Source organism: Curtobacterium sp. S6, assembly GCF_000710345.2.
Lineage (GTDB): Bacteria > Actinomycetota > Actinomycetes > Actinomycetales > Micrococcaceae > Rothia.
Window position 1 is genome coordinate 250,604 of sequence record NZ_KL537415.1, and the last position, 26,705, is coordinate 277,308.

22 protein-coding genes are annotated in these 26,705 nt (G+C 64.0%); 10 read left to right on the forward strand and 12 right to left on the reverse strand.

Features of this window, described 5'->3' with window-relative positions:
- The first annotated feature begins 113 nt into the window (after positions 1–113).
- From CURSPS6_RS12055 to CURSPS6_RS12065, 3 genes are all read left to right on the forward strand, one after another.
- Entirely contained in the window at positions 114–1,340 is a 1,227-nt protein-coding gene (locus CURSPS6_RS12055) for an AI-2E family transporter (protein WP_051688006.1), read from the forward strand.
- A gap of 321 nt (positions 1,341–1,661) precedes the next feature.
- Entirely contained in the window at positions 1,662–2,462 is an 801-nt protein-coding gene (locus CURSPS6_RS12060) for a hypothetical protein (protein ID WP_152978156.1), read from the forward strand.
- A 335-nt stretch (positions 2,463–2,797) separates the two neighbouring features.
- The gene (locus tag CURSPS6_RS12065; RefSeq protein ID WP_030016558.1) at positions 2,798–3,913 is read left to right on the forward strand and encodes an LGFP repeat-containing protein; all 1,116 of its coding nucleotides are present in this window, start codon (positions 2,798–2,800) and stop codon (positions 3,911–3,913) included.
- Here the strand turns inward: CURSPS6_RS12065 and CURSPS6_RS12070 are convergent.
- Positions 3,894–4,538 (reverse strand): type II CAAX prenyl endopeptidase Rce1 family protein, encoded by a 645-nt coding sequence (locus tag CURSPS6_RS12070; RefSeq protein WP_051688007.1) that lies wholly within the window; start codon positions 4,536–4,538, stop codon positions 3,894–3,896. The two genes, CURSPS6_RS12065 and CURSPS6_RS12070, sit on opposite strands and share 20 nt — an antisense overlap.
- A gap of 84 nt (positions 4,539–4,622) precedes the next feature.
- On the opposite strand from CURSPS6_RS12070, the gene CURSPS6_RS12075 reads away from it, so the two are divergent.
- On the forward strand, positions 4,623–6,068 hold the full coding sequence (locus tag CURSPS6_RS12075; RefSeq protein ID WP_030016561.1) for a tryptophan-rich sensory protein: 1,446 nt from the start codon (positions 4,623–4,625) through the stop codon (positions 6,066–6,068).
- Here CURSPS6_RS12075 and CURSPS6_RS12080 read toward each other — a convergent pair.
- Positions 6,008–6,796: a phosphatase PAP2 family protein gene (locus CURSPS6_RS12080; RefSeq protein WP_051688008.1), complete on the reverse strand. Its 789-nt coding sequence runs from the start codon at positions 6,794–6,796 to the stop codon at positions 6,008–6,010. The two genes, CURSPS6_RS12075 and CURSPS6_RS12080, sit on opposite strands and share 61 nt — an antisense overlap.
- Positions 6,797–7,032: 236 nt before the next feature.
- Here CURSPS6_RS12080 and CURSPS6_RS12085 point away from each other — a divergent pair, with 236 nt between their 5' ends.
- The gene (locus CURSPS6_RS12085; RefSeq protein ID WP_035811309.1) at positions 7,033–8,442 is read left to right on the forward strand and encodes an MFS transporter; all 1,410 of its coding nucleotides are present in this window, start codon (positions 7,033–7,035) and stop codon (positions 8,440–8,442) included.
- Positions 8,443–8,521: 79 nt separating this feature from the next.
- Here the strand turns inward: CURSPS6_RS12085 and CURSPS6_RS12090 are convergent, their stop codons facing one another.
- On the reverse strand, positions 8,522–10,393 hold the full coding sequence (locus CURSPS6_RS12090) for a sugar phosphate isomerase/epimerase and 4-hydroxyphenylpyruvate domain-containing protein (RefSeq protein ID WP_030016567.1): 1,872 nt from the start codon (positions 10,391–10,393) through the stop codon (positions 8,522–8,524).
- Entirely contained in the window at positions 10,390–11,274 is an 885-nt protein-coding gene (locus tag CURSPS6_RS12095) for a shikimate dehydrogenase (protein ID WP_030016569.1), read from the reverse strand. Before CURSPS6_RS12095 ends, CURSPS6_RS12090 begins: the two co-directional genes overlap by 4 nt.
- Positions 11,275–11,749: 475 nt before the next feature.
- On the opposite strand from CURSPS6_RS12095, the gene CURSPS6_RS12100 reads away from it, so the two are divergent.
- Complete coding sequence (locus tag CURSPS6_RS12100) at positions 11,750–13,741, forward strand: GDSL-type esterase/lipase family protein (protein WP_160319803.1); 1,992 nt, start codon at positions 11,750–11,752, stop codon at positions 13,739–13,741.
- Positions 13,742–13,777: 36 nt separating this feature from the next.
- On the opposite strand, the gene CURSPS6_RS12105 is transcribed toward CURSPS6_RS12100, so the two are convergent.
- From CURSPS6_RS12105 to CURSPS6_RS12115, 3 genes are read right to left on the reverse strand one after another with little or no spacing between them, the layout of a single operon-like run.
- The gene (locus CURSPS6_RS12105) at positions 13,778–15,406 is read right to left on the reverse strand and encodes an amidohydrolase (protein ID WP_030016572.1); all 1,629 of its coding nucleotides are present in this window, start codon (positions 15,404–15,406) and stop codon (positions 13,778–13,780) included.
- Positions 15,403–16,758, reverse strand: a complete 1,356-nt coding sequence (locus tag CURSPS6_RS12110; RefSeq protein WP_051688009.1) for a M20 family metallo-hydrolase — start codon at positions 16,756–16,758, stop codon at positions 15,403–15,405. The genes CURSPS6_RS12105 and CURSPS6_RS12110 overlap by 4 nt, the downstream gene beginning before the upstream one ends.
- A gap of 28 nt (positions 16,759–16,786) precedes the next feature.
- Positions 16,787–18,130: an MFS transporter gene (locus tag CURSPS6_RS12115; protein ID WP_035811311.1), complete on the reverse strand. Its 1,344-nt coding sequence runs from the start codon at positions 18,128–18,130 to the stop codon at positions 16,787–16,789.
- Between the two features lie 104 nt (positions 18,131–18,234).
- On the opposite strand from CURSPS6_RS12115, the gene CURSPS6_RS12120 reads away from it, so the two are divergent.
- Positions 18,235–19,353 (forward strand): helix-turn-helix domain-containing protein, encoded by a 1,119-nt coding sequence (locus CURSPS6_RS12120; protein ID WP_152978157.1) that lies wholly within the window; start codon positions 18,235–18,237, stop codon positions 19,351–19,353.
- Between the two features lie 143 nt (positions 19,354–19,496).
- Here CURSPS6_RS12120 and CURSPS6_RS12125 read toward each other — a convergent pair whose 3' ends face one another.
- From CURSPS6_RS12125 to CURSPS6_RS12135, 3 genes are all read right to left on the reverse strand, one after another.
- Entirely contained in the window at positions 19,497–19,937 is a 441-nt protein-coding gene (locus tag CURSPS6_RS12125; RefSeq protein ID WP_051688010.1) for an N-acetylmuramoyl-L-alanine amidase, read from the reverse strand.
- A 3-nt stretch (positions 19,938–19,940) separates the two neighbouring features.
- Positions 19,941–20,105 (reverse strand): hypothetical protein, encoded by a 165-nt coding sequence (locus tag CURSPS6_RS12970; RefSeq protein WP_416371677.1) that lies wholly within the window; start codon positions 20,103–20,105, stop codon positions 19,941–19,943.
- Between the two features lie 110 nt (positions 20,106–20,215).
- On the reverse strand, positions 20,216–20,671 hold the full coding sequence (locus CURSPS6_RS12135) for an SRPBCC family protein (protein WP_030016584.1): 456 nt from the start codon (positions 20,669–20,671) through the stop codon (positions 20,216–20,218).
- 366 nt (positions 20,672–21,037) lie between these two features.
- Here CURSPS6_RS12135 and CURSPS6_RS12140 point away from each other — a divergent pair, with 366 nt between their 5' ends.
- Positions 21,038–21,892: a GH25 family lysozyme gene (locus CURSPS6_RS12140; RefSeq protein ID WP_051688011.1), complete on the forward strand. Its 855-nt coding sequence runs from the start codon at positions 21,038–21,040 to the stop codon at positions 21,890–21,892.
- Positions 21,893–21,911: 19 nt separating this feature from the next.
- On the opposite strand, the gene CURSPS6_RS12145 is transcribed toward CURSPS6_RS12140, so the two are convergent.
- Entirely contained in the window at positions 21,912–22,475 is a 564-nt protein-coding gene (locus tag CURSPS6_RS12145; protein ID WP_035811312.1) for a DUF664 domain-containing protein, read from the reverse strand.
- A gap of 92 nt (positions 22,476–22,567) precedes the next feature.
- Here CURSPS6_RS12145 and CURSPS6_RS12150 point away from each other — a divergent pair, with 92 nt between their 5' ends.
- The gene (locus CURSPS6_RS12150; RefSeq protein ID WP_051688012.1) at positions 22,568–23,545 is read left to right on the forward strand and encodes a helix-turn-helix transcriptional regulator; all 978 of its coding nucleotides are present in this window, start codon (positions 22,568–22,570) and stop codon (positions 23,543–23,545) included.
- Positions 23,546–23,637: 92 nt separating this feature from the next.
- Here the strand turns inward: CURSPS6_RS12150 and CURSPS6_RS12155 are convergent, their stop codons facing one another.
- A complete protein-coding gene (locus CURSPS6_RS12155; RefSeq protein ID WP_416371679.1) occupies positions 23,638–24,876 on the reverse strand; it encodes a PhoH family protein in 1,239 nt (412 codons plus the stop codon).
- Positions 24,877–25,272: 396 nt separating this feature from the next.
- Between CURSPS6_RS12155 and CURSPS6_RS12160 the strand changes: the two genes are divergently transcribed.
- On the forward strand, positions 25,273–26,604 hold the full coding sequence (locus CURSPS6_RS12160) for an MFS transporter (RefSeq protein WP_051688013.1): 1,332 nt from the start codon (positions 25,273–25,275) through the stop codon (positions 26,602–26,604).
- The last annotated feature ends 101 nt before the right edge of the window (positions 26,605–26,705 follow it).

Sequence of the window (26,705 nt, forward strand, 5' to 3'; positions counted from 1 at the left end):
TCAGCAGGTCTCGCGATCGTGTGGGTCCGGTTCTCGTAGTATTGAACCCACTGGTACGCCGTCCCGGCCGTGCCGCATGACTTGACTGATCACCGGACGAATAGGGGCAGACCATGGCAACAGATTCTCGCGAGGTCGAGAAGCCACGGGGCGGGGTCGAGACCGCCGCCGACATCGCGTCCCCGTTGCCGAAGCACCTGTGGAAGGATTCCTTCGGCAGGGCCGCGATTCGTGGCCTTCAGATCCTCATCCTCGCGGGGACGGTCGCGCTGGGGATCTGGTTGATCGTCACGCTCAGGCTCGTGACGCTCCCCCTATTGCTGGCCCTGATCATCGCCAGCGCGATGCACCCCATCATCCGGATGCTGCGTCGGGCCCGCTTCAGCCGGGTCTGGGCCGCGATCACCGCTTTGTTGGCGATCATCCTGGCTCTCGCGGCGGTCATCTCCTCGGTGGTCATGACGGTCATTTACGAGTGGTCCGACCTGGCCGTGCAGGCCCAGCAGGGCGTGGACAAGCTGTTCACGATCCTGGAGGGATGGGGCATCCCGCTGGATAACACCCACATTCAGGAATACCTCCACAAGGCCACGAGCTATCTTCAGACGCACGACGCCAGCACGAGCGCCGTCGAAGGATTCACCGTGGTCACCGAGCTGATCACGGGCGCCCTGCTCATGATCGTGATGCTGTTCTTCTTCCTGTTGGACGGCCCCCGGATGTGGCGGTTCATCTTGGGATTCGTCCCGGAACGATTGACCCACCGCATCGACGCCGCGGGTCACGCCAGCGTCCACGTCCTGGGACGATACATTCGCGGAACCGTGATCATCGCGGGTTTCGCGGCCATCGTGGACCTCATCGCGATGCTCGTGATGCACGTTCCGCTGGCTTTCCCCTTGGCGGCCATGATCTTCCTGAGCGCATTCATCCCGATCGTCGGTGCCCTGGTGACCGGCATCGCCGCGGCGCTGGTGGCCCTCGTGGCGGCCGGACCGGTCGCGGCGATCGTGTTGGTGTGCGTCGTCGTGCTCGTGAATCAGGTGGAGCACCACATCCTGCAACCCAAGGTCATGGGGTCGGCCTTGAGCCTCCACGGCATCGTGATCATCAGCGCCTTGGCCATCGGTGCTCATCAAGGCGGTGTGGCCGGCGCCCTGCTCTCGGTGCCGGTGTCGGCCGTCATCTGGGCGAGTTTCAAGGCCTTCCGCTCCACGAGGCGCACTGCCGGGGAGGACTCCGGGGATGACCAAGGGGCCGAGGCGGAGATCCCGCCGGGGGCCACCGTCGGGGATGGCAACTCAGGATCGGGCAGCTCCCTCCCGGAGGCCCACGGATAGGGAAGGGACCCCTCGGGCGGATCGCTCGAGTGACGCGTCCTACTTTTTCGCCGCGTTCTGCCCCGTCGTGGGCCCCCGGGTTATCCGCGATGGGCTCTGACAAGGAACGACGTATCGTGACGCTTCCTCAGGGCGGCTAAAAGCGCCCCATTGTAGCTACTTATAGTTTTGAGTAAAATATCAAGCACGACACCGTCAAGGCGGTGTCGTGCTTTGTTGATTATTTTTACAGTAGCACCATGGAGGATTATTTATGTCTGGTTTTTGCTGGGATTGATTTTATCGTCTAATTAATATATCTAATTTTCAAAGAGCAAAAACATGAATACATTTTCCCATCTCCCCCAGGGGTTGAGTCGACGTTCGGTGGCGCGCGGGGCGGCCTGGTCCGTTCCGCTGATCGCCGCAACCACGTCAGTTTCCGCGTATGCGGCAAGTTCCGCGTGCATTCCAACGATCTCCTATAACGGGGATATCCGATATCACTGGGGCCAACGGTACCGTCGTCACGAAGGACAGGGCCGAACCACGCAGGTCTTGCAGACCGGGGCCGGGTCGGTGAGCATTTACAATCTCCCGGCGGGCGTCACCGTCAGTTCTATTGTGATCGATATCTTCGTTCAGCGACGTCAAGGCCAGCATTCCGAAGGGCCGGGCGTGCTGTCTCCGGCTAATAGGGCCGCGACCTTCAGCGGACAGACGGGTGGTTTCCGGCCGCAGGATTACCGCGATTCCTGGATGAACAAGACCACCGATCAGGATCAGAACTACAACGTTTCCGATCGATATCCGGCCATCAATAGCGGATTTGATCCCTTCGTGACGTTGTCTAATCCGCCAGACGGCATCCCCACGCAGTGGAGCGACGGCTCGGTCTCCCCGGGATGGAAATTGGAGTATCAATGGTCCGCGCGCCGGAATAGACTCCAGAACCGATATACCGGGGCGCCCGGTGGCTGCCGGAATTTCTCGACCGGCTGGTCGGGCCAGTACAACGTGACCTATCAGGGGATGACCCAGGTTCCGTTCGAGGGCGGGACCCCGCGTGCCCCCTTCGCGAGGGCCGAGGTTCGGGCCACCTTGAGCGATGGGCGCGTCTTGACGGAGACGGTGTTGGCGTAGGCGCCTCCCGCCGAGTGACCGCGGAACCGTCGTCGTCGCTGGACGGCGGCGGTTCCGCGGCGCCGGCCTCGTCGACTGGGGTAGGTCGCGAGGCTTTCGGCCCGGTGGGCTAGGGCCTTGCGAAAAATGAAACTAAAAACCCTTTAGTTTCACGGGATTTTCGCTTCGCAGCGTTGTGTTTGACTCGCCAGTGGATGTTTCGCGTGCCTTGGTGTTTTTGAAGGATATTGAAATCTTGGTGTCATGAAGGCGGAAACGATATGCCGTGGCATAGATTATTCTGTGATCATTCCTGATCCGGAAAAACTCGCACTCAAGAATCACAGAGGATCCCCATGCGCAAACGCACCAACACCGCCCTGCTGACGGCCTTGGCCGTCTCCGCCCTATCCCTCGGGACGTTGACCGCCCCGGCCCAGGCCGCAGAGAACTACCCCGTGCACGGCGCCATCGCGAGCGCCTACCAAGACCCCGAGGTCAAGGCGGTGATGGGTCCGGCGACCGCCGCCGAGGCCACATCGGCCAGCGGCATCAAGTACCAGGACTTTGACGGCGGGACCATGTACTGGTCCGACGGGGTAGCGGCCATTGCGGTCAAGAACGGCGGAATTCTCTCGTTCTACAAACAGAACGGCGGCCCGGACTCCCAATATGGCCGGCCCATGACCCAGGAAGAGCCCTACCAGTCCGGCCAGCGTGTGAAGACCTACAACCGCGCGACCGGCCAGTGGTACTGGCTGACGTGGTCGCCTTCCACCGGCGTCGTGCCGGTGCTGACCACCGGGGGCATCGGGAGCTACTGGGAGCGAAACATCTCGCGCCTGGGCGCCCCGGTCTCCCCGGAGACCTGCTCCGACACCGGCCAATCGTGCTCCCAGACCTTCTCACGGGGAACCGTGACCTGGTCGACCAAGACGCCGACCAGCGAGGTGCGCGGCGGCTTCAACGTCTACTACGTGAACTCGGGGGCGGCCCGGGGCCGTCTCGGGGCGGCGGTCGGGAACGAAACCCCGATGTCCAAAAACGGTGCGGAACAAAAATTCGAGTCCGCCAATGGCGTGCCCCAGTCGCTGATCTGGAATCCCGGCAAGGTCAGGGCAAGCGCGGTGCTGACCAACGGCGGGATCAACGGGGTGTGGCGCGAATTCGGCCGCGAGCGTGGAGGACTGGGCTTCCCGGCCTCGGACGAGATTTCCCTGACGGCCCAGAACGGCGTGTACCAGGACTTCGACGGCGGCAAGATCTACTGGTCCCCGGCGAGCGGCGCTCAGAAGATTCAGTGGGGCGGAATCTACAACGTATGGGCCGCGAAGGGATGGGAAAACGGCGACTGGGGATACCCGACGTCGGGCTCCTGGCAGAGCAACGGCAAGTGGATCCAGAACTTCCAGGGTGGCCAGGCCGTGCAGAACCCCGATAACTCGGTGATCTTCACCCCGTCGTCAAAATAGGCGGCAGCGCGAAGAGCATCCCGATGCTCCACGTGAGGTGGAGAAGCAGCGGGGAGATCAGGTGGGCGGAGCGCCGCGCTTCGTATTGCGCGGCGCCGCCCACGATCAGCGCGGCGAGCAGGAGCAGCGGTACACCCATCGCCGCGGTGACCGCCAGATACAGGATGAGGCCCACGGCCCGCTGACGGGGGATGGTGCGGCGGACGACGTCGCGGAAGAACATCTCTTCGCCCAGGCCGTTGACGGTTGTGGTCAGCAAGGTCATGGCCAGCGGGCCGACGCGAGCATTATCCAGGAGTTCGTGAACCGACCCGGTCATGAACGGGAAGTATCTGAGCAAGAAAGCGCCGAGTACAAACAGGGCCAGAAGGCCAGCGCCGATGGCGATCCCCCGGAGGGCCTCGCGACCCGGTCGGGGAGGGGAAAAGGCCCGGCGATCGCCCCACCGCCACCAGGACGCCAGATAGACGGCGGCGGTGAATAGGGTCGCGGCGTAGAACGTGCCGGAGCCGTGCGGCGCCCTCGCCGAGACGAACAGTCCCAAGAATCCCAGAAGGGCCGGAAGAGCGACGCGCGTCATCACCCGGGCGTGGGACGGCTTGAGCTTGCGAGCGGCGGATGCCATATCGACAGTCTTTCACGGGGATCCCTGCCACGAGGCCGTTCGGGCGTGCAAGACTGGCGATAACGGGTCGAGAGAGGATGCGGCATGAACACGGATAACGAATCTGCTCGACGGGCGCTGGTCACCGGGGCCACGGGGTACATCGGGGGCGAGGTGACGGCCGAACTGCTGCGTCGGGGTTGGGCGGTGCGCACCTTGTCCCGTGACCGCGGGAAGGCCGAATCGATGCCGTGGGGTGATCAGATCGTTCCGCGGGGCGCGAGGGCCGACGCCGGTCAGGTTGAGGTCTACGAGGGAGATGCCTCCGCCGCCGAAGACCTCCGGGCGGCCCTTTCCGGGGTCGACGTCGCCTGGTATCTCATCCATTCGATGTCGGAGACGTCCGACTTTCGCGCGGAAGAGGTACGGATGGCGAAGGCTTTCGCCCATGCGGCCGAAGAGGGCGACGTGGGGCGGATCGTGTATCTCGGCGGCCTCCATCCGGAGGGGGAGTCGCTCTCGGAGCATCTGGCCTCGCGCGTCGAGGTCGGCGAGGTCCTCATGGCATCGCGGGTGCCCACCGCGGTCTTGCAGGCCGGCGTCGTGATCGGCGAGGGCTCCTCGTCCTTCGAGATGTTGCGCCACCTCTCGGAGCGTCTCCCCGGCGCCATCGCCCCTCGATGGATTCGTCACCGCATCACCCCTATCTCGGTCCGAGACGCCGTCTATTTCTTGGCGTCCGCCGCCGATCTTCCGGTCGGCACCAACCGAGAATTCGACGCCGGCAGCCCCGACACCATGGAATACGCCGAGATGATGAAGGCCTACGCCCGGGTCGCGGGGTTGCCGCCGCGATGGGTCGCCACCGCACCGGTCACCACGCCGCGGCTGGCATCGTATTGGGTGTCCCTGGTGACGCCGGTATCGAGGACCCTGAGTCAGCCTTTGATCGGTAGCCTTCTGCACCATACGGAGCTCAAGGAGCGCGACCTCGAGGCGGCCGTCGGGACCCCGGCGGGCGGATTGCAGAGTTTCGATACGGCCCTGGGCGAGGCGCTCCGGGGGATCGACCCTCGGCGGTGGCGACGGACGGCGGCCGTGGTGGGCGGTGCGGTGGTCACTTGCGGCATCGTGGGTTCCCTGCTGGTCCAGCCCGACAATCCCTGGTACCGGAGGTTGGATCTGCCGTCGTGGCAGCCGCCGGCCGCGGTGTTCCCGGTGGTGTGGAGCGGTCTGTACGCGGATATCGCCGTGGTGGAGTCCCTGGTCATGGCCGATCAGCGCGAGCAGGGGAGCCACCGTGCGGTGAGGTCGTCGGCGCTTGCCTTGGGCGTGAACCTCGCGCTCAACGCGGGCTGGTGCGGGCTGTTCTTCCGCTCGAAGAGGCCCCGGTTGTCCACGGCGTGGGCCGCGCTACTTGCGGCGAGTTCGGCCGATCTGGTGCGCAGGGCCTGGAAGTCTTCCCCAGAGCGGGGCGTGCTCCTGGCTCCCTACGCGGCCTGGACGTCGTTCGCGACGTTCCTCAATGGCGCCGTGGCTGCCCGGAATTGAGGCGTGGGTGCGCCGTGGTCGCGTGTTTCGGGTCCTTGGTGTCGACGGGAGGCTCGGCGGGTGCTGAGCCGACGCCCAGCGGAATCCCTCCTGCCCCGGTTCACCTCCACCACGGCGGTGAGGGCGAGGGCCATCCCGAGGCCAATCAAGGTTCCGGCCAGGGTGTCGGTGAACCAGTGCACGCCCAGGTAGAGCCGCGATCCACAGACCACGGCCACCACGAACGCCGCGATTCCCCAGGTCAGCGATATGGACCGCGCCCGTCGCTGTAGCTCGTGGGAGATTACCCATGCCGCCGCGAAGGCCAGGGCCGCGGTGCCCGTCGCGTGGCCGGAGGGGAAGCTGAAGTCCACCTCGTTGACCAGATGGTCCATGACCGGTGGCCGGGCGCGTTGGAAGAGCAGTTTGAGCAGGTAGGTGACGAGGGCCGAGGCCGCCACCGAGCAGAAAACGTAAGCCGCCGACTTCCACATTCCGGTGCGCCACCACAACACCAGGGCAACGACGACCGAGATCGCGATCGTGCCGACCGGGCTGAAGGCGTTGGTGACCATGGTCATCCATGCCGTGAAGGCCGGCGTGCGGTTCTCGATGAATTCGTCGAGGATCTTGGTGTCCCCCGCGGTGACGTCCGTCGTGTGGACGATGGTGCCGAGGGTCGCGGCCAAGGCGACTATCACGGCGCCGGCCAGGGTGCGCTTGGCCGGCGACAAGGCGATTTTGTGCATGGATCGATTGGACCACGGGTTGCTATCAATCAGCTGTGTTTATTCGTGAAGGTAACCCGCACTTGCGCCCCTCGGGCACGACACCGCTCGCAACCCTCGTCGTAGGGAGCGTTCCGCGGGCCGGTCCGTGATTCGACGACACATCGGTTCGCATTGCGAACACGTGTTCGACTTGTGTTCTCCGCCACGTCTAGGCTGATGCGAGTTCCATCACCACCGGTCTAAAGGTCAGGTTCATGTCTTCGTCTTCCGCTGCCGACACCGCAGTCCAGCCGGGCAAATCCCCTGGGCGCGCCGCGTTCGCCGGGTGGATCGGTTCCGCGCTCGAATATTACGACTTCGCGGTCTACGCGACCGCCGCCGCGGTCGTGCTCAACCACATCTTCTTCCCCGAGGGGAACGCCGCCGCCGCGGTCCTGCAATCCATGGGTGTCGCCGGCGTCGCCTACGTGGTGCGGCCGTTCGGCGCGCTGATCATGGGGCCGCTCTCGGACAAGCTCGGACGCAAATTCGTGCTCATGATGACCTTGTTCCTCATCGGCGGCGCGACCTTCGCCATCGGGTGTCTGCCGACCTACGGTTCCGTCGGAATGCTCGCGCCGATCCTGTTGATCCTGTGCCGGGTCGTCCAGGGTCTCTCTGCGGCCGGCGAGCAGGCCTCGGCCATCTCGATGTCCCTTGAGCACGCCCGCGACGATCAGCGAGGGCTGATCACCAGCTGGTCCCTCCAGGGCACTCAGGCGGGATCCCTGCTGGCCACCGCGGTTTTTATCCCCTTCACCTCTTTTCTGTCCGAGGACCAGCTCTTCGCTTGGGGGTGGCGCGTGCCGTTCTGGCTGTCGGCGTTCGTAGTCCTCGCGGCGTATTTGATCCGCCGCAAGCTCGAAGAGCCCCCGGCCTTCGAGAAGATGGAGAAGGAGGAATCCGTTCTGGACAACGCGGCGCCCCTGGCCATCGTGTTTCGGTATCACAAGGCCGCGATTCTTCGCGTGGCGATCTGCGCCCTGGTGAACACCCTCAATGTCGCCTTTACCGTCTGGGCGATCTCCTATGCGACCAACGGCGTCGGGATCCCGCGCTCGACGATGCTGTGGGTTCCGGTGGTGTCCAACGCGGTGGGACTTGCGGTCATCCCGCTCTCGGCCATGGTTTCCGACAGGGTGGGGCGAAAGCCCGTCTTCGCGGCCGGGGCGTTGCTTTCCGGGGCGATGATGTTCCCGTTCTTGTCGGCGGTCTCTCACGGGAATATCCCACTGATTTTCGTCTTCGGCGCCCTGATGCACGGTGGCTTCTACTCGTTCTCGAACGCCACCTGGCCGTCTTTCTACGCCGAGATGTTCCCGACCAAGGTCCGTTCGACAGGACTGGCCCTGGGAACCCAGGTGGGCTTTGCCCTGTCGGGAGGTTTCGTCCCCGTGATCGCGGCCGCCCTGAACGGCCAGAACATGGACAACTGGGTCCTGCCGGCGATCTTCGTCTTTGTGGTGGGTCTGTGCGTGACCGCCGTCGCGATGACGGCCAAGGAAACCGCGCGTCGTCCACTGGCCGACATCGACAACCTGCACATGTCCCGCACCGAAGCCCTCGAAGTGGTGCGTCTGGATCAGAAGGCCAAGGTCACGGTTCAGGAAGCTCCCCGCGACTGAACGCCATCGGCACGGAAAGGCCGGTTCGGCGAATGAACTATTCGCCGAACCGGCCTTTTGTGCCCGGGGACGTGACCGCCTAGAGCGAGTGGGTGTACTGGGCGGCCATGCGGACGGGGGCGTTCGGTGCGCCGTATCCGGTGTAACCGTCGATCCGCTGCACGACCTCGAAGAACAGGCTCCCGACCGTTTGGGTGTAGAAGTGCAGGAATTCTCCGCGCTCGTCACGGTCGTAGAGCAGATCCAGCTCCTCGAGCTCGCGAATCTTTTCCTCCGGAAGGCCGAACCGGGCTCGCAGATCCTCGTAGTAGTTGTGCGGGATGCGCAGGAAGCGCAGTCCCGAGGTCTGGGCCCTCCGGGCGAGCCCGACGACGTCGCGGCAGGAAAAAGCGACGTGTTCGACGTCGGGATCCTTGCGCAGGTCCGGTGCCACATTCAGGGGAAGCCGCACCGAGCCTGCGTCGTTGCGGACCACCTGCGAGCTGACCAGTCCGTTGGGTCCCGGAACGTCCTGGGACGGCTGGACGCTCAGGCCCAGGGCCGCGCGGTAGAACAGCACGGATTCGGGGTAGTGATGCTTGGGCTGGGCCAGGTTCACGTGGTCGATCCCGGTGATCAGCGGTTCACCGAGGGAGGGGTTGTCCGTGGTCGCGGCGTCAAGATGGTCCGGCCAGGAGAACTCCTCGATCCAGCGGTCGCCGCCGTCCGAGGCGGGAGGGCAGAAGAAGACTTCCGTCCCGTCCGGGGCCAGATACGCCGGGAAGTGCTGTTCACCCTCGCGCGTGACGCGGGGGACCTCCGGGACTTTGAGCGCGGTGGCGTGAGCCGCGGCCGCGGCCGGGTGCTGAACCTCGAATCCCAGCGAGGCCATCGTGGGCTCGTCGGAGGCTCCCGGTTCTTCGTTGATGACCACGCGTGCCTCGCCCTGTTCCCAGAGCTGCACCGGCTTACTGGTATGACGCCCCCGATGCTCGAAGCCCAGATGCATCAGGAGGACCTCGATCTGTTCGGTCTCTTGGCCTCGAACCTCGGCCCAGGTCAGCCCCTGAGGGACGGCGGCCCCGGGCAGCCGGGTCAGTTCCCCGACGCGTGCCGCCGCGCGGGTCGTCACGGCGTCGGTTCCGATCGAGGCCTCCATTGCACGGGCCGTCTGATCTTGGAGCCACACCAAGGAGCGCAGCGCGTCCACGGCCGTGCGATGCACGCGGGTTTGGCGAAAGGAGTCGTTGAAGATCTCGAGGGAGAGCGGTCCGGAGTAACCCCCGGCGAGTAGCTTGACCATGAAGTCGACGAGTTCGAACCCGCCTTCACCCGGGAAGACGCGGAAATGGCGCGACCAGGAGAGCACGTCCAGAGACATGAGCGGTGCGTCCGCGAGTTGGAGGAAGAAGACCTTGTCTCCCGGGATGTCAGGGATCGAATCGGTGGGCCATGCCCGGGAGAGGATGTGAAAGGTATCCAGGCAGATGCCCAGGTTGTCGCGGTCGGCGGCCTCGACCAGGCGCCACGAGTGCTCGAAGTCGTTGACGAATCTGCCCCACGCGAGAGCCTCATAGGCGAGGCGAATGCCGTAGCCAGCGGCCAGGTCCGCCAGGCGCCCGAGCTGGGCGGCGACCACGGAGTCGTCGTCCACGGTGGCGGTTCCCGCATTGGAGGGAATGAGCATGAGATCCATGCCCAGGCGGTTCATGAGGCTAAATTTCTCCTCGATGCGGCGAAGGGTGTCCTCGAAGATGGGTTCGGCGGTCCCCTCGGCGTCGCGGAACGGTTGGTAGAGGTCCAGGCTCAGGCCCAGCTTATCGGCGTAGTCGCGGATCTGTTCGGGGGATTCCGGGGCGACCACGAGGTCTTGCTCAAAGATCTCGACGCCGTCGAATCCCGCCGCGGATGCGGCCCGCAGTTTCTGCCGGAGGGTCCCGGATAGGCACACGGTGGCTATCGACGTCTTCACGGTGTTTCTCCTTGTTGGTCGGCGACCAGGCGTTCAAAGTAGGTGCGCAGTTCCGCGTAGTCAGGCCGCGAACCGGTGATCAGTTCGAAGGCATCGACCGCCTGCCCCACGGCCATGTAGCCACCGGGGAGCACGCGGCAGCCGAGCTGACGGCCACGCTTAATGAGGGCGGTCTCCTGCGGGAGATAGATGACGTCCGCGACCCAGAGTCCCGGGTGGAGGAGATCCAGGTCCAGCGGGGCGCCCGGATGGTGGTGCATGCCGATCGGCGTGGCGTTGATCAGGCCGGATGCCGCTGCGAGGGCCCGTGGCAGATCTTCGGCGGTCAACGCGACGACGCTTGCCTCCGGGAACTGACCGCTCAATTCCGTGGCCCGCTCGGCCGCGCGCTGCGGATCGACGTCGAAGAGAGACAGTTTTTCGGCCCCGCGAGACAGGACGGCGTAGGCGGTTGCAGACCCCGCTCCGCCGGTTCCCAACTGCACCACCGACGCGAGGTTCGCACCGGGAAGGCCGGCATCCAGGGCGCTCGCGAATCCTGAGAAGTCGGTGTTGTGGCCGATCAACCGGCCGTCGTCGACCACCACGGTGTTGACGGCGCCGAGGCGCGCGGCGTCGGGGGCGACCTCGTCGAGGTGCTCGATGATCGACTGTTTACAGGGGAACGTGATGTTGAATGCGCTGAAGCCCACGTCAACGGCGGTTTTCAGCAATTCGGGTGCTCGCTCGACGCCGTTGGGGATGGTGTCTAGATCGATGGGTCGGTAGATGTATCGCAACCCGAGCGTGTCCGCGGCTTTCTCGTGCATCGGGGCACTGAGGGTTGCGGTGATCCCGCTACCGATCAGACCAACCACATATGACTCGCCGACGAGGCTCATGAAACTCCACTTCCCGGGTAGGTTACCTGCCTCTCACGGTACTCAACCCTCCCGACGCAGAACGCACCGCTGTTCGGATCGCGCACTTTTTGTGGATGGGCGCGGCTGCGCAGTGAGGGCTGCTCGGGGCGCGGAATCGAAGAGGATAAATCATTGCATAAGTATGTATATAAATGACCCCACTCGACTTCTATCCGGATAAACCTAAGCGACGCTAGGTTGCAGAGCATGCATGACGGTATCCGGTCGGGTGTCGACGCGTCGTGGTGTGCGATCACCGGAACGGCGCTGGTCCTGGGGAGGAAGCCGTGAATCATAGAGGCTTCGTGAAACCATTCGGCAAGGGGGATTTTTCTTGTTGCCGGGAAGGGGAAATGGGCTTATATTTATCCAGGTTTATTTCCTTTCATCGTTTCGATGACCTCCCCCTGAGGATTCACTCGTGTCCCCTAAAAGGTTCATTTCGCCTGCCCTCGTGGCTCTCCTTGCCTTTGTGTCGTTGTTGGCTGGGCCCGTCGCGGGGCCGGCCGACGCCGCTACGCCGGCGGTCAAGGGCGCCATCGGCGGCCTCTATTACGGAAACTCCACCGCCCGGTCCACCCTCGGACAGCCGGTCAGTGGCGAGATCGGTGGACCCAACGGGGCCGTGTACCAGGAATTCGCCAACGGGCGGATCTACTGGTCCCCGAGAACCCCGGCAATGTGGGTTCGCAACGGCGGTGTCCACGACTATTACAAGGGACGTGGCGCGGTCGCTTCCGAATTCGGCATGCCCATGACACCGGTGACCTCTTACAGCCAAGGCACCAACGGTTGGTACTTGAAGACCTATAACCCGAATACCCGCGGGTGGCACTGGATCACCTGGTCGAACGAGGCCGGGGCAATTCCGGTGAAGACCACCGGCGCCATCGGCTCCTACTGGGAGACGCACCTGAGCCAACTCGGGTATCCGTTGTCCGTCGAGGCCTGCAACGGCCCCATTTGCTCTCAAAAATTCTCGCGCGGCCAGGTCACGTGGTCTTCGGCCGCCGGAACCCACGTGGTCAAGAACGGCTTCAACGCCTACTACGACCGTCAGGGCGGCGTGAGCGGGGCCCTCGGTGGGGCCACCGTCGAAGAGTCGCCGCTCTCGGCGGGCGGTGCCCAGCAGACCTTCCTCGGCGCCGACGGCGCCCGACGCACAACGATCTGGCATCCCCACCAAGGACGAGTGGTGTTGATGAAGACCGACGGGGCGATCAATGGTCTGTGGCGGCAACTCGGGGCCGAAAACAGCGGTCTCGAATACCCGACGTCTTCGGAAATTCCCGGGCTGCCCTCGGGCGGGGTGTATGAAGACTTCGACGGCGGCAAAATCTATTGGTCCCCGGCCACCGGAACTCAGCCGATTCAATGGGGGCCGATCCTCAACGAATGGGCGCGCAACGGCTACGAACGCGGCTCATGGGGCTACCCCACCTCCCCCTCATGGCAGACCAACGGCACGTGGATCCAAAACTTCCAGGGCGGTAGGGCTTCCCAGGCCCCGAATGGAACGGTCACGTGGACCCCTCGTGGGGCGAACGACGACGCCGACCTCGACAAGGCGATGGACCAGCTGGCCTCTGATGATGGATTTGGTTCCTCCGGTTCGGCTTTGTCGCAGGTATTCAGCGGTAGCACGAGCGCCCAGTACCGTCGGTACCCGGGCGGCGTGGTGGTTACGACGGCGCAATACGGGCCCGTGGCTATGGATACCCACGTCTTCGAGCTATGGCGGTCCAACGCGGGGCCGGAAGGACTGCCTCGTTCCGCGAAGCTGACGAATGGCAAGATCTACACGACCTTTGAGAAGAACGCCCTGGCCTACTTCCCGGAGCGGGGCAACCTCGTGATGCGGACCGACACCGCGTTGAGCGCCGGCGACTCGTTCATCATCGGCGACTCCCAGACCGCCAAGGGTGGATACAACTCGTGGGTGGTCGCCGGGATCAGGCAGGCCGGGTACCGGACCAACGCGGTCTATGCGATGGGCGGCATCGGCTTCACGGGAGACTTCAGCGGTATCGGATACGGCACGTACAGGGCCGGCGTCGTGGACAACTACTGGCAGCTGCCCGCGGGCGACCCGTCGGTGGTCTATATCGGTGGCTCAGGCAACGACCAGTGGGTTTACAATAATCCGGCCGTCATCGCGGATATCCATACGACGCTCAGGAAGATCAAGCAGGCATACCCCAATTCGAAGATCGTGATGGCCTGCCCGATCACCAAACGCACGCCGGACCACAACGACCGTAATCAGCTCGCGGCCCTGGAGCTTCAGGCCGCCCGAGAGGAAGGCGTGCGCACGGTCGACGCCCGGTACTGGATCACGGATTTCCACGTGGAAAATCTGCTCTCGGACGGGATCCACATGACCCCGGCGGGAGACGCCGCCCTCGCGCCTCGCATGCGTGACGCATTCGCCGCGGCGACGAGGTAGCCCGACGCGGCGGTCCTGGCCGGGGCAAGGCACCGCTCAGGACGGTGTCGAACCGTTGTATGTCTCTTCGCCGCCCAGATATGTGGCGAGGATATCGATGTCGACGATCGAGTCCGCGGTCAGGGGGTTGTCGGAGAGCACCACGAAGTCTGCGTTGAACCCCTCGGCGAGTTGACCTCGCGACTCCGCGAATCCCGTGGCGGCCGCGGCGTTGACCGTGTACGTCGAGAGCGCCTCGTACGGGGTCATGCGCTCGTTTGGCCCCAGGACCCGACCGCCGTCGGTCAGGCGATCCACCGCACGCTGCATGCCCAACAGGGGTCGACCATCCGCGACGGGCCTGTCCGAGCTGCCCGCAACACAGACGCCCGCGGTGGTCAGGCTCCGGCCCCGATACAGCCATCCAGCTTTGTCGGGACCCACCAGCATGCCGATATGGTCGCCCTGAGAACCGACGAACACCGCCTGCGGAGTCACCGCGATGCCCAGATCGGACAGCCTCCTCACCTGATCCGGGCTCGTGAGCCCAGCGTGTTCGATCCGGTTCGGGAACCGCCTCTTTCCGTAAGCCTCCTGGCACTCTTCGATGACGTCCATGGCCAGATCCACGGCGCGGTCGCCAATGGCGTGCAGGGCCAAAGACCATCCAGCGCGGTACGCCGAGGCGGCGACCTCGTGGAGCCGCTCCGGCGCGATCAGAAAGTCACCACGGGAATGACTCCCGCCGCAGAGAGCGTCGTGCATCGCCGCGGTCTCGCCCAACAGTGAGCCGTCGGAGAAGATCTTCACCGGGCCGATGCTCAGCCGATCATCTCCGGAGCCCGTCCGTATGCCGAGGTCGAGGCCCGTACGCCCCGATTCTCCGCGGGCGTGAGGCAGGTCGCGAAGGGTGTCCATAACGGGCATCACCTGGGCGCGTGCGTGCAGCCTCCCGGAGTCCAAGGCCGATTGGTAGGCGGCGAACTCCGCGGGAGAATGGCCGATCCAGCCGAGCCCGATGCCGGCGTCCGTGAAGCTGGTGATCCCCTCGCTCGCGTACCGCGACGTGGCGAGATCGAGGCTGGCGACGATCTCCTCTTCCGGGAACGGTTTCACCAGATCCTGGATGATTTCCTGGGCGTTCTCGTCGACCAAACCGGTAGGGCGGCCGGCGTCGTCCACCCGGATGCCGGATCCGTCGGGAGAGCCCGGCGACCGATCGAAGTACCCGGCGCGCCGTAGCGCCTCGGTGTTGGTGGTCAGGGCGTGACCCGAGGTGTGCCGTACATAGAGCGGGCGACCGTCGGAGGCCTCATCCAGCCGGGAGATCTCTCGCTCGCCGGTGAGCTCGGAAGGGGACAAGCCCGTGCCGAGGATCCAAGCATCCGGTGCCAACGACGCGGCGTGGTCGCGGATGCGCTCGCAGACCTCACCCCACGATGCCGCGCCGGCGCAGTCCAGGCCGAGCAGGGTCTGACCGAACCACACGGTGTGACAGTGTGCGTCGATGAATCCGGGGACCACGGTCGCGCCGCCGCAAGAGACGGTCCGCGCGGCGTCGAATCCCTCGATCTCTTCATCGAATCCGATGACTTTCCCGTTCCACACGCCCATGGACCGGGCCGTGGTGCGCTCCGAATTCATCGTGACGATGGTGGCGTCGGTGATCAGTAGGTCGAGTCTCATGCGCCGACTCCTCGGGGCTGTCCCTCGTCGTCGAGGGGGTTCGAGGTCATGGTGGACAGGGTTCGGGTCAGCATCGACAGACCAGCCACCATATCGGCGTCGTGGGTGAACTCGAGCTCGTTATGCGAGATGCCGTCCTTTGAAGGAACGAAGAGCATCACGGTGGGCAGGACGTCCTTGACGTTCGTGGAGTCGTGGCCCGCCCGCGTTTGGGTGCGGACGAACGTCAGGTTGAGGCTGCTGGCGACGTGCTCGGCGAGATCCACGCCGGCGTCCGTGTAAGCCTGCTCGGTCCACGCGTGCGAATCTCGAAGTTCGATGTCGACGGCGGCGCGGCGCTCGATGTCGGCCAGCGCGTTTCGGAATTCGTCGTCAGCGGCTTGGAGCACGGCCTCGTCGCCGCATCTCAGGTCCACGAGCAACTCGGCACCCTGGGCAACGACGACCGGCGAATTCGGTATGACGTTCAGCTGACCGCACGAGGTCACCAGCGGCTGGTCGGCGGTCGTGTATTTCTCGCCGATCCTCCTCATCTCGGTGACGATGAGGGCCGCTCCGTACAGGGCGTCGTGCCGGTCCTCCAGCAGGCTGGAGCCGGTGTGGGACTGGAATCCGTGGACGGCGACCTCGTATTTTCGGGCGCCCCACGTCTTGTCGACCACCCCGATGGTGATCCCCTGGGCGTCCATGTCCTTGCCCTGTTCGATGTGAATCTCGGCGTAGCTGTGGATCGTGGGCAGGTCCGCCGGCGGATCCGTCGGAAGCTCCATGGCGCGCAACGCTTCCCGCACCGAGACGCCTGCGGCATCGCACACTGCCAGCATGTCCTCGGCGCTCGCCTTGCCGGTGAATACCGAACTTCCCATCATTGATGGCTTGAAGCGGCTGCCTTCTTCGTTGAACCAATTGACCACGGCGACGTTCAGCGGAACCTCCGCAGATCCGGCCGGTGTGCCCTCGGCGGCCCCCGCGTCGTGGGTGCTGCCCTCCGACGTCTCATAGCGTTCCGCCGCCACCCGGGCGCAGGCGTGCGCGCCGCTCAGGACGCCATAGGCCCCGTCGAAACGTCCCCCGAAAGGTTGCGAATCCAGGTGCGAGCCGACCAGGACGTAGGGCCGCCCAGGGTAGATCTCCCAGAGCCCGAACTGGTTGCCGATCTCGTCGTAGACGACCCGGGCACCGTACCCCTCCAATAGGCCGTGGAACCAATGCCGATTCGCCATGTCCGCGGGAGTTCCGGCCTCGCGATGGACCCCGCCGGCCGGCGTCGCACCGTGGGTGCTCATGGATCGGAAATCGGCGAGAAAGCGTTCGTCGGTGAGTTCGCTGAGGGAGGGGAAGACGGTGTGCATGTGTTCCTTTCGGTGGGAAGGTGCGGTATCAGTGTCGGTAGCCGGTGATCTTTTGACTCAAGCGGGGTGCGACGGCGCCGCACACCGCAGAAATCGCCGAGATCACGGCCAGCAAAGTCGCCGCCGGCCACCAGGCGTTGTCCGCGAGGGCCACCACTCCGGTCGCGGCGAACGGGACGAACCCCGCGACCACACCCGAAAGGTTCTGAGCCATCGCCATCCCGGACAGCCGCGTGGTCAGGGGGAAGAGCGCGCTGAGCACGGCGCCAGAGGTCGCGTAGGGGAAGGAGAGCGCCGCGACACCCAAGGTCATGCCGAGCACCACGAGCACCGGCTCGCGGGTGCCGACCAGCAGAAAGCTCGGGAAGGCACACACGATCGACACGACGCCGCCCCAGACGATCACCTTGCTGGCGCCGAAACGGGAGCCGAGACGGCCTCCGGTCACGAGAACCAGGACCTCGACCACGGCCGCGAAAATCGATCCAAAGAGCAACAGGCTGGGGGACAAGCCGAGGTGCTGCTTGCCGTAGGAGACCACAAACGTGGTGATCAGGTAGAACCCACCGATGCCCAGAAGAGCGGCCCCCGCCCCGACCAGGATCTGAATCCACGACTTCTTCCAGGCCGTGCGCATCGGGGCCGGCTCGGCCTGCCCCGATTCCTTGATCGCCAGGAAAGCGGGCGACTCGTCGAGGCGTCGGCGCATGATCACGGCGAGGAGGAGTAACGGGATGGCCGCCAGGAAAGGTATGCGCCACCCGAAGGAGTCGAAGTTCTCCTGGCTCAGCAGCGTCGTGACGAGAAAAAACCCACCCGAGGCGAGGATGGTCCCAATGGGGGAGCCGATCTGCGGGATGGCGGCGAGCTTGGCTTTGCTCTGTGGAGGCGCGTTTTCGATCGCGATGGTCATGGCACCCGACCACTCACCGCCGACGAAGATCCCCTGAAGGAACCGGAGGATCACGAGGGTCAGGGGCGCGGCCACTCCGATCGTCGCGTAGGTCGGGAGGAGACCGATGATCGCCGTGGCCGCTCCGATGCCCACCACGGTGATCATCATGACGGTCTTGCGGCCGATTTTGTCACCGACGGATCCGAAGATCACGCCTCCGAGGGGGCGCGCGAGGAAGCCGACCGCCAGCGTCGCGAAAGAGCTCAGTTGCGCGGCGACGGCGTTCTCGTTCGTGAAGAACTGAATATTGAAGACCAAAGCGGCGGCCGTATTGAAAAGGAAGAAGTCATACCACTCCAGGGCGGTGCCGATGAGCGCCCCGAAGGTGACCTTTCGGGCTTCGGCGGGGGAAAGGGACGTGGCGTACTCGCCTTCGTCCTCCACGGGGAGGTTCGCGACGTCGTGGGGTGCAGTCATGTCCTGTCCTGGGTCCGGAATCGGATAATAGTGATCAGTATCTCAGGTGGAAAAGCCCACTGAAAGATCCATATGTCGCGAAATTCCCCGGATATCATGTGCAGATGACCAATTCACGCAGGGATCACGTCATCGAGGAGCTACGCGCTCGCGTCGAGGGATCGGTTGAGACCTACGTCGGCAGAGTCTTGGAATTACAGGATTATCGCGACGGTTTGGTGGAAGAATCCGATATCCGACAGACCGCCAGGACGAGCTTCGACGCTCTCATTCATCAGGTCTTCACGCGCGACCCGTCCGGCTCCGAGCCTTTGGAAGAGACCGCGCGGGACCTGGTATCTCGGCGTCACAACCAGGGTGTTCACCTGGATCCGCTTCTGACGGCCGTGCGCCTGGACTTCACGGTGCTGTGGGAGCTGTTACGTAGCATCTGCGATCCGGACGACGTCGACCTCGTCGTGGATCTTGCCGAGCCCCTCTGGCGCGCCGTTGAGGACTACGCGAACGGCGTCTATCGGGCCTACCTCGAACAGACCGAGCGGCAGGTGCGCGAGGAATCTGTGTTGCGCCAGGAATATCTGGTCCAGGCCCTCCACCGCGACGCCTCGGTCGAAACGATTCATCAGGTATCGCGGATCCTGGGGTTTGAGGTGACGGAGAGCCTTGTTCTCTGTGTTGCCGCGGGCGGGCTGGGTCGCGGATTGCAAAAGGTTATGTCCCAGGCGCTTCATCTGTTGCGCCCAGCCCATCTGGTCAACGTCGACGGGTATGCCGTGCTGATCTTTCCCGCCCGATGCGACGACCTCCGTCAGCAAGTCGCCGAGGTTCCGTGCGCGGTCGTGGGCCCGGTCCGGGGCTTGGGCGGAGCCCGAGCGCAGATGCGCCTGGCACAGAGAATTGCCGAGGTCGTCAGCGGGGAGGATACGGCCCTGACCCCGGAACTTGCCTGGCCGCGCATCGCGCGTTCGGCCCTCGAGGATGTGGGTCTGGGGCTCCGGGAGGCCATCGCGTCCGGGATGAGCGGGGCGCGGGAAGGGGAAGCCGAGCGTATTGAGGCAACGGTCCGGCGATTCCTGGATCTCGGATCGGTGGCCGAAGTGGCCAAATCCATCCCATGTCACCGCAATACGGTGCAGAATCACCTCAACAGATTCCGCGACATGACCGGCATCGATCTGGGGGTGCCAAGTCAGGCGGCCCGGGTGGTGTTGGCGTGGGGGTAGTCCTTCCGCGAACCCGGCGGGCGAGGTGGATTCGCTCGTTTCTGGTGACCTCCAAGGCAAAGACCGACCCCGAGCGTCCGTCGGAAACGGTGCTCGAGGCCCGGTCTCGATGAAAGTCGCGGCGCAGAAGCGCCCCTGAGCGGTTAGAGGATGGCGGAAACCCCGTCGCGAATCGCCTGAATGTCCACCGTGCCTGGGCACTCGGTGGAGACCACAAAGTTGTGGGGGACTATCTGAGACTGCGGGTCCATCCCATACGTGCGGCAGATGGTTGCGCACAGGTTGATGGACTGGTTGTAGGTGTCTTGGGTGGGGGCCCGGTAGGGATCGGCCGAGTGCTCGATGCCGATGCTTCTCAGATTGAAATTCCAATCCCCGGCGTGCCAGGCGGTATCGGCTTCGGCGACGAACTGGTGGACCTCGCCTTCGCCGATTCCGTAATGGGCGCTGACACCCGAGTTCGGATCCGTGAACGTGGTGTCCGCGGCCGCCAGGTTCCCGACGATGTAGTGGATGACGATGCGATCGATGGCGGTGCCTTCTCGACCGGGGCTGTAATTCGGTGAACCGATCTGAACTGCCATGGTTTATTTCCCCTTACCCATTGGGCAGCTCAAGGGCCGCTTCTTGGTGCCGGTGTTCTGCGGGGTCGCCTCTGCGGCTGAGGCTGCGGGTGCGGTGATGATGGCTGCTCCGGAGGCGGCCGTAGCGACCGCACCCCACGAGAGCACATTTCTTCTCGAAAATTCCATACGGGCAAATTACTGACGACCCGTGGGGTGCCTCAACACGGACGTACGAATGTGACGACACCGCGTGTGTATTTATCCACAAACCCTCGACTTGGCGCCGAGGATTCATATTATTCAGCTAAATTCTTGATCTCTTTCAGTGTTTGAGGGATCCCGTATTCTGCTGCTTCCCGGCGGATAGAGACCTGGTTTTCAGCGTCCTCCCCGAATCTTTCCGAGAAGACCGTTTCGGCCGTCTCTCCGAACATCGTGTACTGAGTAACTCTGGTCCCGTCCCCTTCGGGCTCAAGCCGGTATCCCCAGCGGACTCGTGCCGGGATGACCTCCCACGCAAAGTGTCGGCCCGGATCGGCGGCGACGACTTCGGATGTCGTGCTCCATTCCCTGCTGGGTGTTCGGTTGTGCCCGACGAAGGTTGATCCGACGCCGTGATGGCCCGGTTCGGTCCATTCACAGAGGTAGCACTGTTGGCTCCACTCGCCGGTCCGGGTGACGTCCGAGAGGAGAGCGTACAGATCGTCGGGCTGGGCGGAGATATGGATGGAATCTGAGATCTCGTAGGTCATGGTTGTCAGTGTAGTTTCCCCGGCAATGTGGGCAGATATCTCGGTGCTTGGTCGAGATATTTCGATAACGCGCCGTATCTGCCAGATGAACTTTGGGGTTTCCGTCTCGTGTTCCGAATTCCGCGAGAATTCCCGGAATCACGCGGGATGAAGGGTATCCCGTGACCAACCCGTCTGCTCCTTCAAATATAAATACAACGGTGTGGTTCTGGACATACTGCGTGATACTCCTCTAACGTCGTGACCCGGCGTCCGCACGTCTTCCCCGGCGAACCCTTGGAGCGTTTCTGACGCCCGATCGGTGAGGATCGGTGGTCTTCTCGGTATGTCACGAACGCACTCGACACCGCACAGCGAGGTACAGAAATGGTCGATCCAGGAATGCAACGCTCACGTCTGATCTCTGGGGCCCGATTCCGAGGCAGTCGGATCGCGACGATAGCGGCGGCCGCAACCGCCCTGGTCGGCATCTCCGCGATGATTTCTCCCGCCCAGGCGGCGTCGACGGCTCATGCCACCGACGGAATCCAGGGCCGAGATATCTCGGTCAATCAAGGCACCGCCTACGACTGGCAAGGTGTTGCCGACGCCGGTGTGAAGTTCGGACAGGCACAGGCCACGGACGGTATGGACTGGACCTCGTCCGCCTTCAAACAGCAGTACAAGGCGATTGGTGATGCCGGCCTGTACAAGGGCGCCTATCATTTCGCGCGTCCTCAACAGAGTGGTGGGGCCGAACAGGCCCAGCACTTCGTCAAAAACGGAGGCGGTTGGACCGCGGACGGAAAGACATTGCCCGGCATGCTCGACCTGGAGCCCACGCCGAGTGCCAAAACCGCCGAGGAGCAGTGCTATCACCAGTCGAAAGATCAGATGATCCGGTGGATCGAAGACTTCCGAACTGAATATCAGGCCGAAACCGGCCGGATCCCGATGATCTACACGACCACCGCGTGGTGGAATCAATGCGTCGGAGACACCCCCGAGTTCACCGATAGCCCGTTGATGATCGCCCAGTGGGGTAGCAAGACCTCGGGACAAGTCCCGTTGGCATGGGGGGACTACGACTTCTGGCAGCACACTGAAGGCGGCGCCGGAAAATCGAGCGTCGCGGACCGCAGCCGATTTAATGGATCGGCGGAGAAACTCGCCGACTTGGCGAGCAATCCTCAGTACGTCCCCGTGGGGCGGGCTAACGCTCGGGCATACCTGGGGTACTAGGCCTTATGAGTCGCCGGTCTTAGCCATTGTCCCGGCCTTCGACGCCGTCGGCCTCGTCATTCAGTTGAAAAGCTCCCTTGCCGTCGATGGCTTCCCGGATGATATCGGCATGACCGCAATGACGCGCTACTTCCGTGGCTATGTGGGTGAGCATCCACCGAACCTGCCACTGCGTCACATCCCGGGGGATCCACGGAGAGTCTGGGGCCGGCACGAACGCATCGAGATCCTCGATGGCATCGAAGGTCGCCGAAGAATAGGCGACGGCTTCATCGAACGCGCGAAGGGCCTCCTCGAGCGTGACATTCGGTGCCTCGCCCGCTGTGGCCCCCTGTTGGTCCAAGAACCTTTGGTCGATGGACGGTTGAGCCGCAAGTTGAGCGGACACGGTGGTCCACCACGCGGCGACACCGCCGCAGTGAAGGAGCAATCGCACCAGACTCAGATCGGATGACGTGGGCGTGGAGCGTGCCTGTTCGTCCGTCAATCCATGGACCGTGGTTCTCACCTGTGCCAGTTGCTGAAAGATGAAGGTCTTGAGGACATCTCGTTCCCCCTGGGCGGATGGAGTAAGGAATGCCATGACGTTGTCCTTTCGTGAGCGATCTTTTCGATTGCTTCCAGTATCTGTGGATAGAGGACAGCAACTGTCCGCAAAGTTGAGAGACTGGGACCGTGAACGATCCGACGTCCCGTGCGCTGAAGCTCCTCGGCCTGTTTCGCCAGACCCCCATGTGGGAGGGACGGCAACTCGCCGAGGAGCTTGGCGTGACCCCGCGAACACTCCGGCGGGACATCGAAAGGCTCCGCGAGGCCGGCTACAGGATCAGCTCGGAATCCGGTCACGGCGGGGGCTACGGGCTGGATCGGGGGCAGCTATTGCCCAGCCTGGCTTTGGACCAAGAGGAGGCCCTCGCCCTGACATTGGCCCTCGACGTCGCCTCTACCTCGGTTGCGGATAGATCCGTCATCGAGCGGGCGAAGAGCAAGGTGGAAGACCTCCTCCCCGAATCCGCGCGGCGCACCGTGCGGGGGTTCCGTGCGTCGCTGGACCTCGAGGTGCCCGTCGACGCGGAGCTGTCTGGCAATCTGCAGCATTGCGCGGAGGGGGCGCGTCGCCATCGTCGCCTCAGATTCCGATACGTGGATCGGCGAAGCACGCAATCCGATCGGTGGGTCGAGCCATACAGTCTGATGTGGCATGGAAGCTCCTGGTACCTGGGGGCCTTCGACGTCGAAAAGGAACAATGGCGCCAGTTTCGGGTCGATCGAATGCGTGAGATCGACGTCGGGCAGTGGGCGTTCAGCCCGCGCCGGGATGCGGGACAAGCGCTGAATCGCTTGAGGGAGCCGATGCCCCTGGCGGCCTTTGCCCACACCATTGACGTGGAGATTCGCTGCGGACCGCGGGACATTCCCCCGGAATTCCTGTGGGGTAGCGCCGAGGTCCGGGAAATTGCCCCGGGCCGGTGCCGGTATCGGGCGGGAACGGACGATCCGGACCGCGCCGCCTCGTTCCTGGCCCGGCTCGAGCACCCGTTTGTAGTCGTGGGGGATGAGGCAGTGCGTCGTTCGGTTGCCGGGTTGGCCCAGTCGCTGGGACGGTCCGTCGCGGAGGGTGCGCCCACCGGATCAGAAAGTGAGATGCCGTGAACGAGCCGCGTGTTGTCGACGCGTATTCCAAGCGGGCCGCCGAGTATTCCGAACTGCTCGGAACGATGAGCGCCGTGGCCGCGCCTTCCCGGCTAGACCAGTTCGCTGTCTTCGAGGACGTCCGTGACCAGGTCGGCAATCTCCGAACGCTCGGAGCGGGTGAGCGTCATGTGAGCGAAGAGGGGATGCCCCTTGAGCCGGTCGATCACCGCGGTCACGCCGTCGTGCCGGCCCACCCGTAAATTGTCCCGCTGGGCGACGTCGTGGGTGAGAACCACCCGTGAATTCTCGCCGAGACGCGACAGAACCGTCAGCAACACCGTGCGTTCCAGGGACTGCGCCTCGTCGACGATCACGAACGTATCGTGCAATGACCGGCCTCGGATGTGCGTCAAGGGAAGAACCTCGAGCATCTCCCGCTCGATGACCTCGTCGAGGACGTTCCTGCTGACGAGCGCGCCCAGGGTGTCATAGACCGCCTCGGCCCACGGATTCATCTTGTCGCCCTCGGACCCGGGAAGGTATCCCAGGTTCTGCCCGCCCACCGCATAAAGCGGCCGGAAGACCGTGATCTTCTGGTGCGTACCCTTCTCGAGGACCGCTTCAAGCCCTGCCATCAGCGCCAGGGCGGATTTACCGGTGCCCGCCCGGCCCCCGAGGCTCACGATGCCCACGGATTCGTCGAGAAGCATATCGATCGCGATCCGCTGCTCCGCGGAACGCCCGCCGACGCCGAACGCCTGCTGGTCCCCGTGGATGAGCTTGATGTGGTCGGAGCCCACCACGCGGCCCAGGGCCGATCCGCCGGGCGACGAGAGAATCAACCCCGTGTTGACGACCTCCTCGACCACCGCATCGGTGGTCAGATGGCCGTTCTTGTAGAGCTCGTCCATATCATTCTGATTCAGGAATACTTCCGAGAGTCCCGTGAACCCGGAGTCCACGGCCTGCTCGGCGAGGTACTGTTCGGCCGCCAGACCGATCGAGGCCGCCTTGACCCTCATCGGAACGTCCTTCGTGACCACCACGACGTCCGCCCCCTCCGCCTGGAGGTTCCGGGCGACGGCGATGATGCGGGTGTCGTTCTCCGAGCGATCGAAGGCGAGCGGCAACTGGGAGGTCTCGATGTGATTGAGCTCGACGCGGAGGGTGCCACCGCTTTCGCCCACGGGAATCTCCCGGTCGAGGCGCCCGAATTCGTCCCGCAGGTCATCCAGGATGCGCAAGGCCTTTCGTGCCGTATACCCGAGCTCCGGGTGATGCCGTTTGCCTTCCAGCTCCGAGACGACCACCAGTGGCAACACCACCTCGTGTTCGTCGAAGCGCAACATGGCCCTCGGATCGGAGAGAAGGACCGAGGTGTCGAGGACGTAAGTGGTGACGGACGAGCTCACGATGAGTTCCCCTTCGGCGGTGTGGACGGGGCGCCTCGCGGCAATCGGCCTCTCCCTTTCCACGTCGAGGCCGGAACCCCGAGCCGGCGTGTGCCGACTACTCCCAACCTAGGGGCGGGCCGACCCGACGTGTCCTGCAACACCCCATGCCGCCATGACGTTTGCATGAATGCCTGGTTAATCCCGACCGCGCCGCCGGGCGGCTTCTTCAGATTCGGGAAACAACGCGGCGGTCGAACGCGAGACATTATGACCCGGGTCTCAGGGGAGATACCCTGGACCGATCAATCACATCCGGCGGAAGGGACCGCCATAGGCAGGAGGGAGCGCGCCATGGCGTCTCACCCGGAACAGCCCACGCGAGGAATACCCGAGCGCTCGACCTGGAAGACGGTCAAGTCGATCCTGGCCGCCTCCAGCGGAAACCTCGTCGAGTGGTTCGACTTCTACGTCTATTCGTTCTTCAGCGTGTATTTCGCCCAGCAGTTCTTCGCGAACACCGGGCAAACCGGCGCGTTCATGAGCACCGCGGGAGTCTTCTTTGTCGGCTTCCTCATGAGGCCCGTGGGCGGGTACATCTTCGGTCGCATCTCGGACCGCTACGGTCGCAAGGCGTCGATGCTCTCGTCCATCCTTCTGATGTGCGCCGGTTCCCTCGCCATGGCCCTGCTCCCCACCGCGGCGTCCGTCGGGGTTCTGGCGCCGATCCTGCTGACCGTCGTGCGGTGCATCCAAGGAATTTCGGTGGGCGGCGAGTACGGATCGACCGCGACCTTCATGTCGGAGGTCGCGACCTCCGGTAAGCGCGGTTTCTTCTCATCGTTCCAATACGTCACCCTCGTGGGCGGGCAGCTGCTGGCGAGCCTCCTTGCCGTGATCATGACGCACACCCTGGGCGACGAGCAGATCAGCGCGGGTTGGTGGCGCCTGCCGTTCGTGATCGGCGCGGTCGCGGCCGTGGTGTCCCTGTGGCTGCGGTCCGGCCTCACGGAGACGACCTCCCACATCGACCGCAACGCCAAGGGGTCCGGAAGCCTTCGGGAAGTATTCCGCCACAAGCGGGCGTTCTGGGTGGTCTTCGGCATCACGAGCATCGGTTCCCTCGTGTTCTACGTCTTCACCACGTATATGCAGAAATACCTGATCAACACGGCCGGTTTCGAGAAGGGCCAGACCGCCGACGCGATGACGATCTGCCTGCTCCTCTTCATCATCATGCAGCCACTGGCCGGTGCGCTGTCCGACAAGATCGGGCGCAAGAACAACATGCTGATCTTCGTGATCGGCATGGTCGTCCTGCCCGTCCCGCTCCTGGCCTTGATCGGTTCGCAGTCCTCGATCGTGGTCTCGGCGGTCTTCATCGTCGTCGCCATGATCTTCATCAGCCTCTACACCTCCATCTCGGGGGTCGTGAAGGCCGAGATGTTCCCCGCACACATCCGCGGGTTGGGGGTTGGATTCACGTACGCGATCGCCAACTCGCTGTTCGGCGGTTCGGCCGAATATGTCGCCCTGTTCATGAAAAACCAGGGGATCGCCGGGGTCTTCCCCTGGTACGTGGTGGTCATGGCGGTGCTGGGATTGATCGCGGTGATCGCGATGCACGACAACCGTAAGCACTCGACCCTCGACAACCCGGAGAACAGCGCCTACCGGGTGAAGTAGGGCCCCGCCCCGGCAAGCTGGCGGCGTCTTCCAAGGAAACGATCACCCGCTGTGCCTACGCTGGAAAGCGTTTGTACTGATCATCTCGTCGAAGGGCACAG

What these genes read in the sequence shown, in the direction of transcription:
- CURSPS6_RS12080 (WP_051688008.1), bottom strand. Translation starts at nt 6,796, where the DNA reads ATGCACAAAATCGCCTTGTCGCCGGCCAAGCGCACCCTGGCCGGCGCC.
- CURSPS6_RS12075 (WP_030016561.1), top strand. Translation starts at nt 4,623, where the DNA reads ATGAACACGGATAACGAATCTGCTCGACGGGCGCTGGTCACCGGGGCC.
- CURSPS6_RS12070 (WP_051688007.1), bottom strand. Translation starts at nt 4,538, where the DNA reads ATGGCATCCGCCGCTCGCAAGCTCAAGCCGTCCCACGCCCGGGTGATG.
- CURSPS6_RS12115 (WP_035811311.1), bottom strand. Translation starts at nt 18,130, where the DNA reads ATGACTGCACCCCACGACGTCGCGAACCTCCCCGTGGAGGACGAAGGC.
- CURSPS6_RS12155 (WP_416371679.1), bottom strand. Translation starts at nt 24,876, where the DNA reads ATGTTGCGCTTCGACGAACACGAGGTGGTGTTGCCACTGGTGGTCGTC.
- CURSPS6_RS12145 (WP_035811312.1), bottom strand. Translation starts at nt 22,475, where the DNA reads ATGGCATTCCTTACTCCATCCGCCCAGGGGGAACGAGATGTCCTCAAG.
- CURSPS6_RS12125 (WP_051688010.1), bottom strand. Translation starts at nt 19,937, where the DNA reads ATGGCAGTTCAGATCGGTTCACCGAATTACAGCCCCGGTCGAGAAGGC.
- CURSPS6_RS12085 (WP_035811309.1), top strand. Translation starts at nt 7,033, where the DNA reads ATGTCTTCGTCTTCCGCTGCCGACACCGCAGTCCAGCCGGGCAAATCC.
- CURSPS6_RS12160 (WP_051688013.1), top strand. Translation starts at nt 25,273, where the DNA reads ATGGCGTCTCACCCGGAACAGCCCACGCGAGGAATACCCGAGCGCTCG.
- CURSPS6_RS12065 (WP_030016558.1), top strand. Translation starts at nt 2,798, where the DNA reads ATGCGCAAACGCACCAACACCGCCCTGCTGACGGCCTTGGCCGTCTCC.
- CURSPS6_RS12105 (WP_030016572.1), bottom strand. Translation starts at nt 15,406, where the DNA reads ATGAGACTCGACCTACTGATCACCGACGCCACCATCGTCACGATGAAT.
- CURSPS6_RS12140 (WP_051688011.1), top strand. Translation starts at nt 21,038, where the DNA reads ATGGTCGATCCAGGAATGCAACGCTCACGTCTGATCTCTGGGGCCCGA.
- CURSPS6_RS12970 (WP_416371677.1), bottom strand. Translation starts at nt 20,105, where the DNA reads ATGGAATTTTCGAGAAGAAATGTGCTCTCGTGGGGTGCGGTCGCTACG.
- CURSPS6_RS12060 (WP_152978156.1), top strand. Translation starts at nt 1,662, where the DNA reads ATGAATACATTTTCCCATCTCCCCCAGGGGTTGAGTCGACGTTCGGTG.
- CURSPS6_RS12120 (WP_152978157.1), top strand. Translation starts at nt 18,235, where the DNA reads ATGACCAATTCACGCAGGGATCACGTCATCGAGGAGCTACGCGCTCGC.
- CURSPS6_RS12110 (WP_051688009.1), bottom strand. Translation starts at nt 16,758, where the DNA reads ATGCACACCGTCTTCCCCTCCCTCAGCGAACTCACCGACGAACGCTTT.
- CURSPS6_RS12095 (WP_030016569.1), bottom strand. Translation starts at nt 11,274, where the DNA reads ATGAGCCTCGTCGGCGAGTCATATGTGGTTGGTCTGATCGGTAGCGGG.
- CURSPS6_RS12055 (WP_051688006.1), top strand. Translation starts at nt 114, where the DNA reads ATGGCAACAGATTCTCGCGAGGTCGAGAAGCCACGGGGCGGGGTCGAG.
- CURSPS6_RS12135 (WP_030016584.1), bottom strand. Translation starts at nt 20,671, where the DNA reads ATGACCTACGAGATCTCAGATTCCATCCATATCTCCGCCCAGCCCGAC.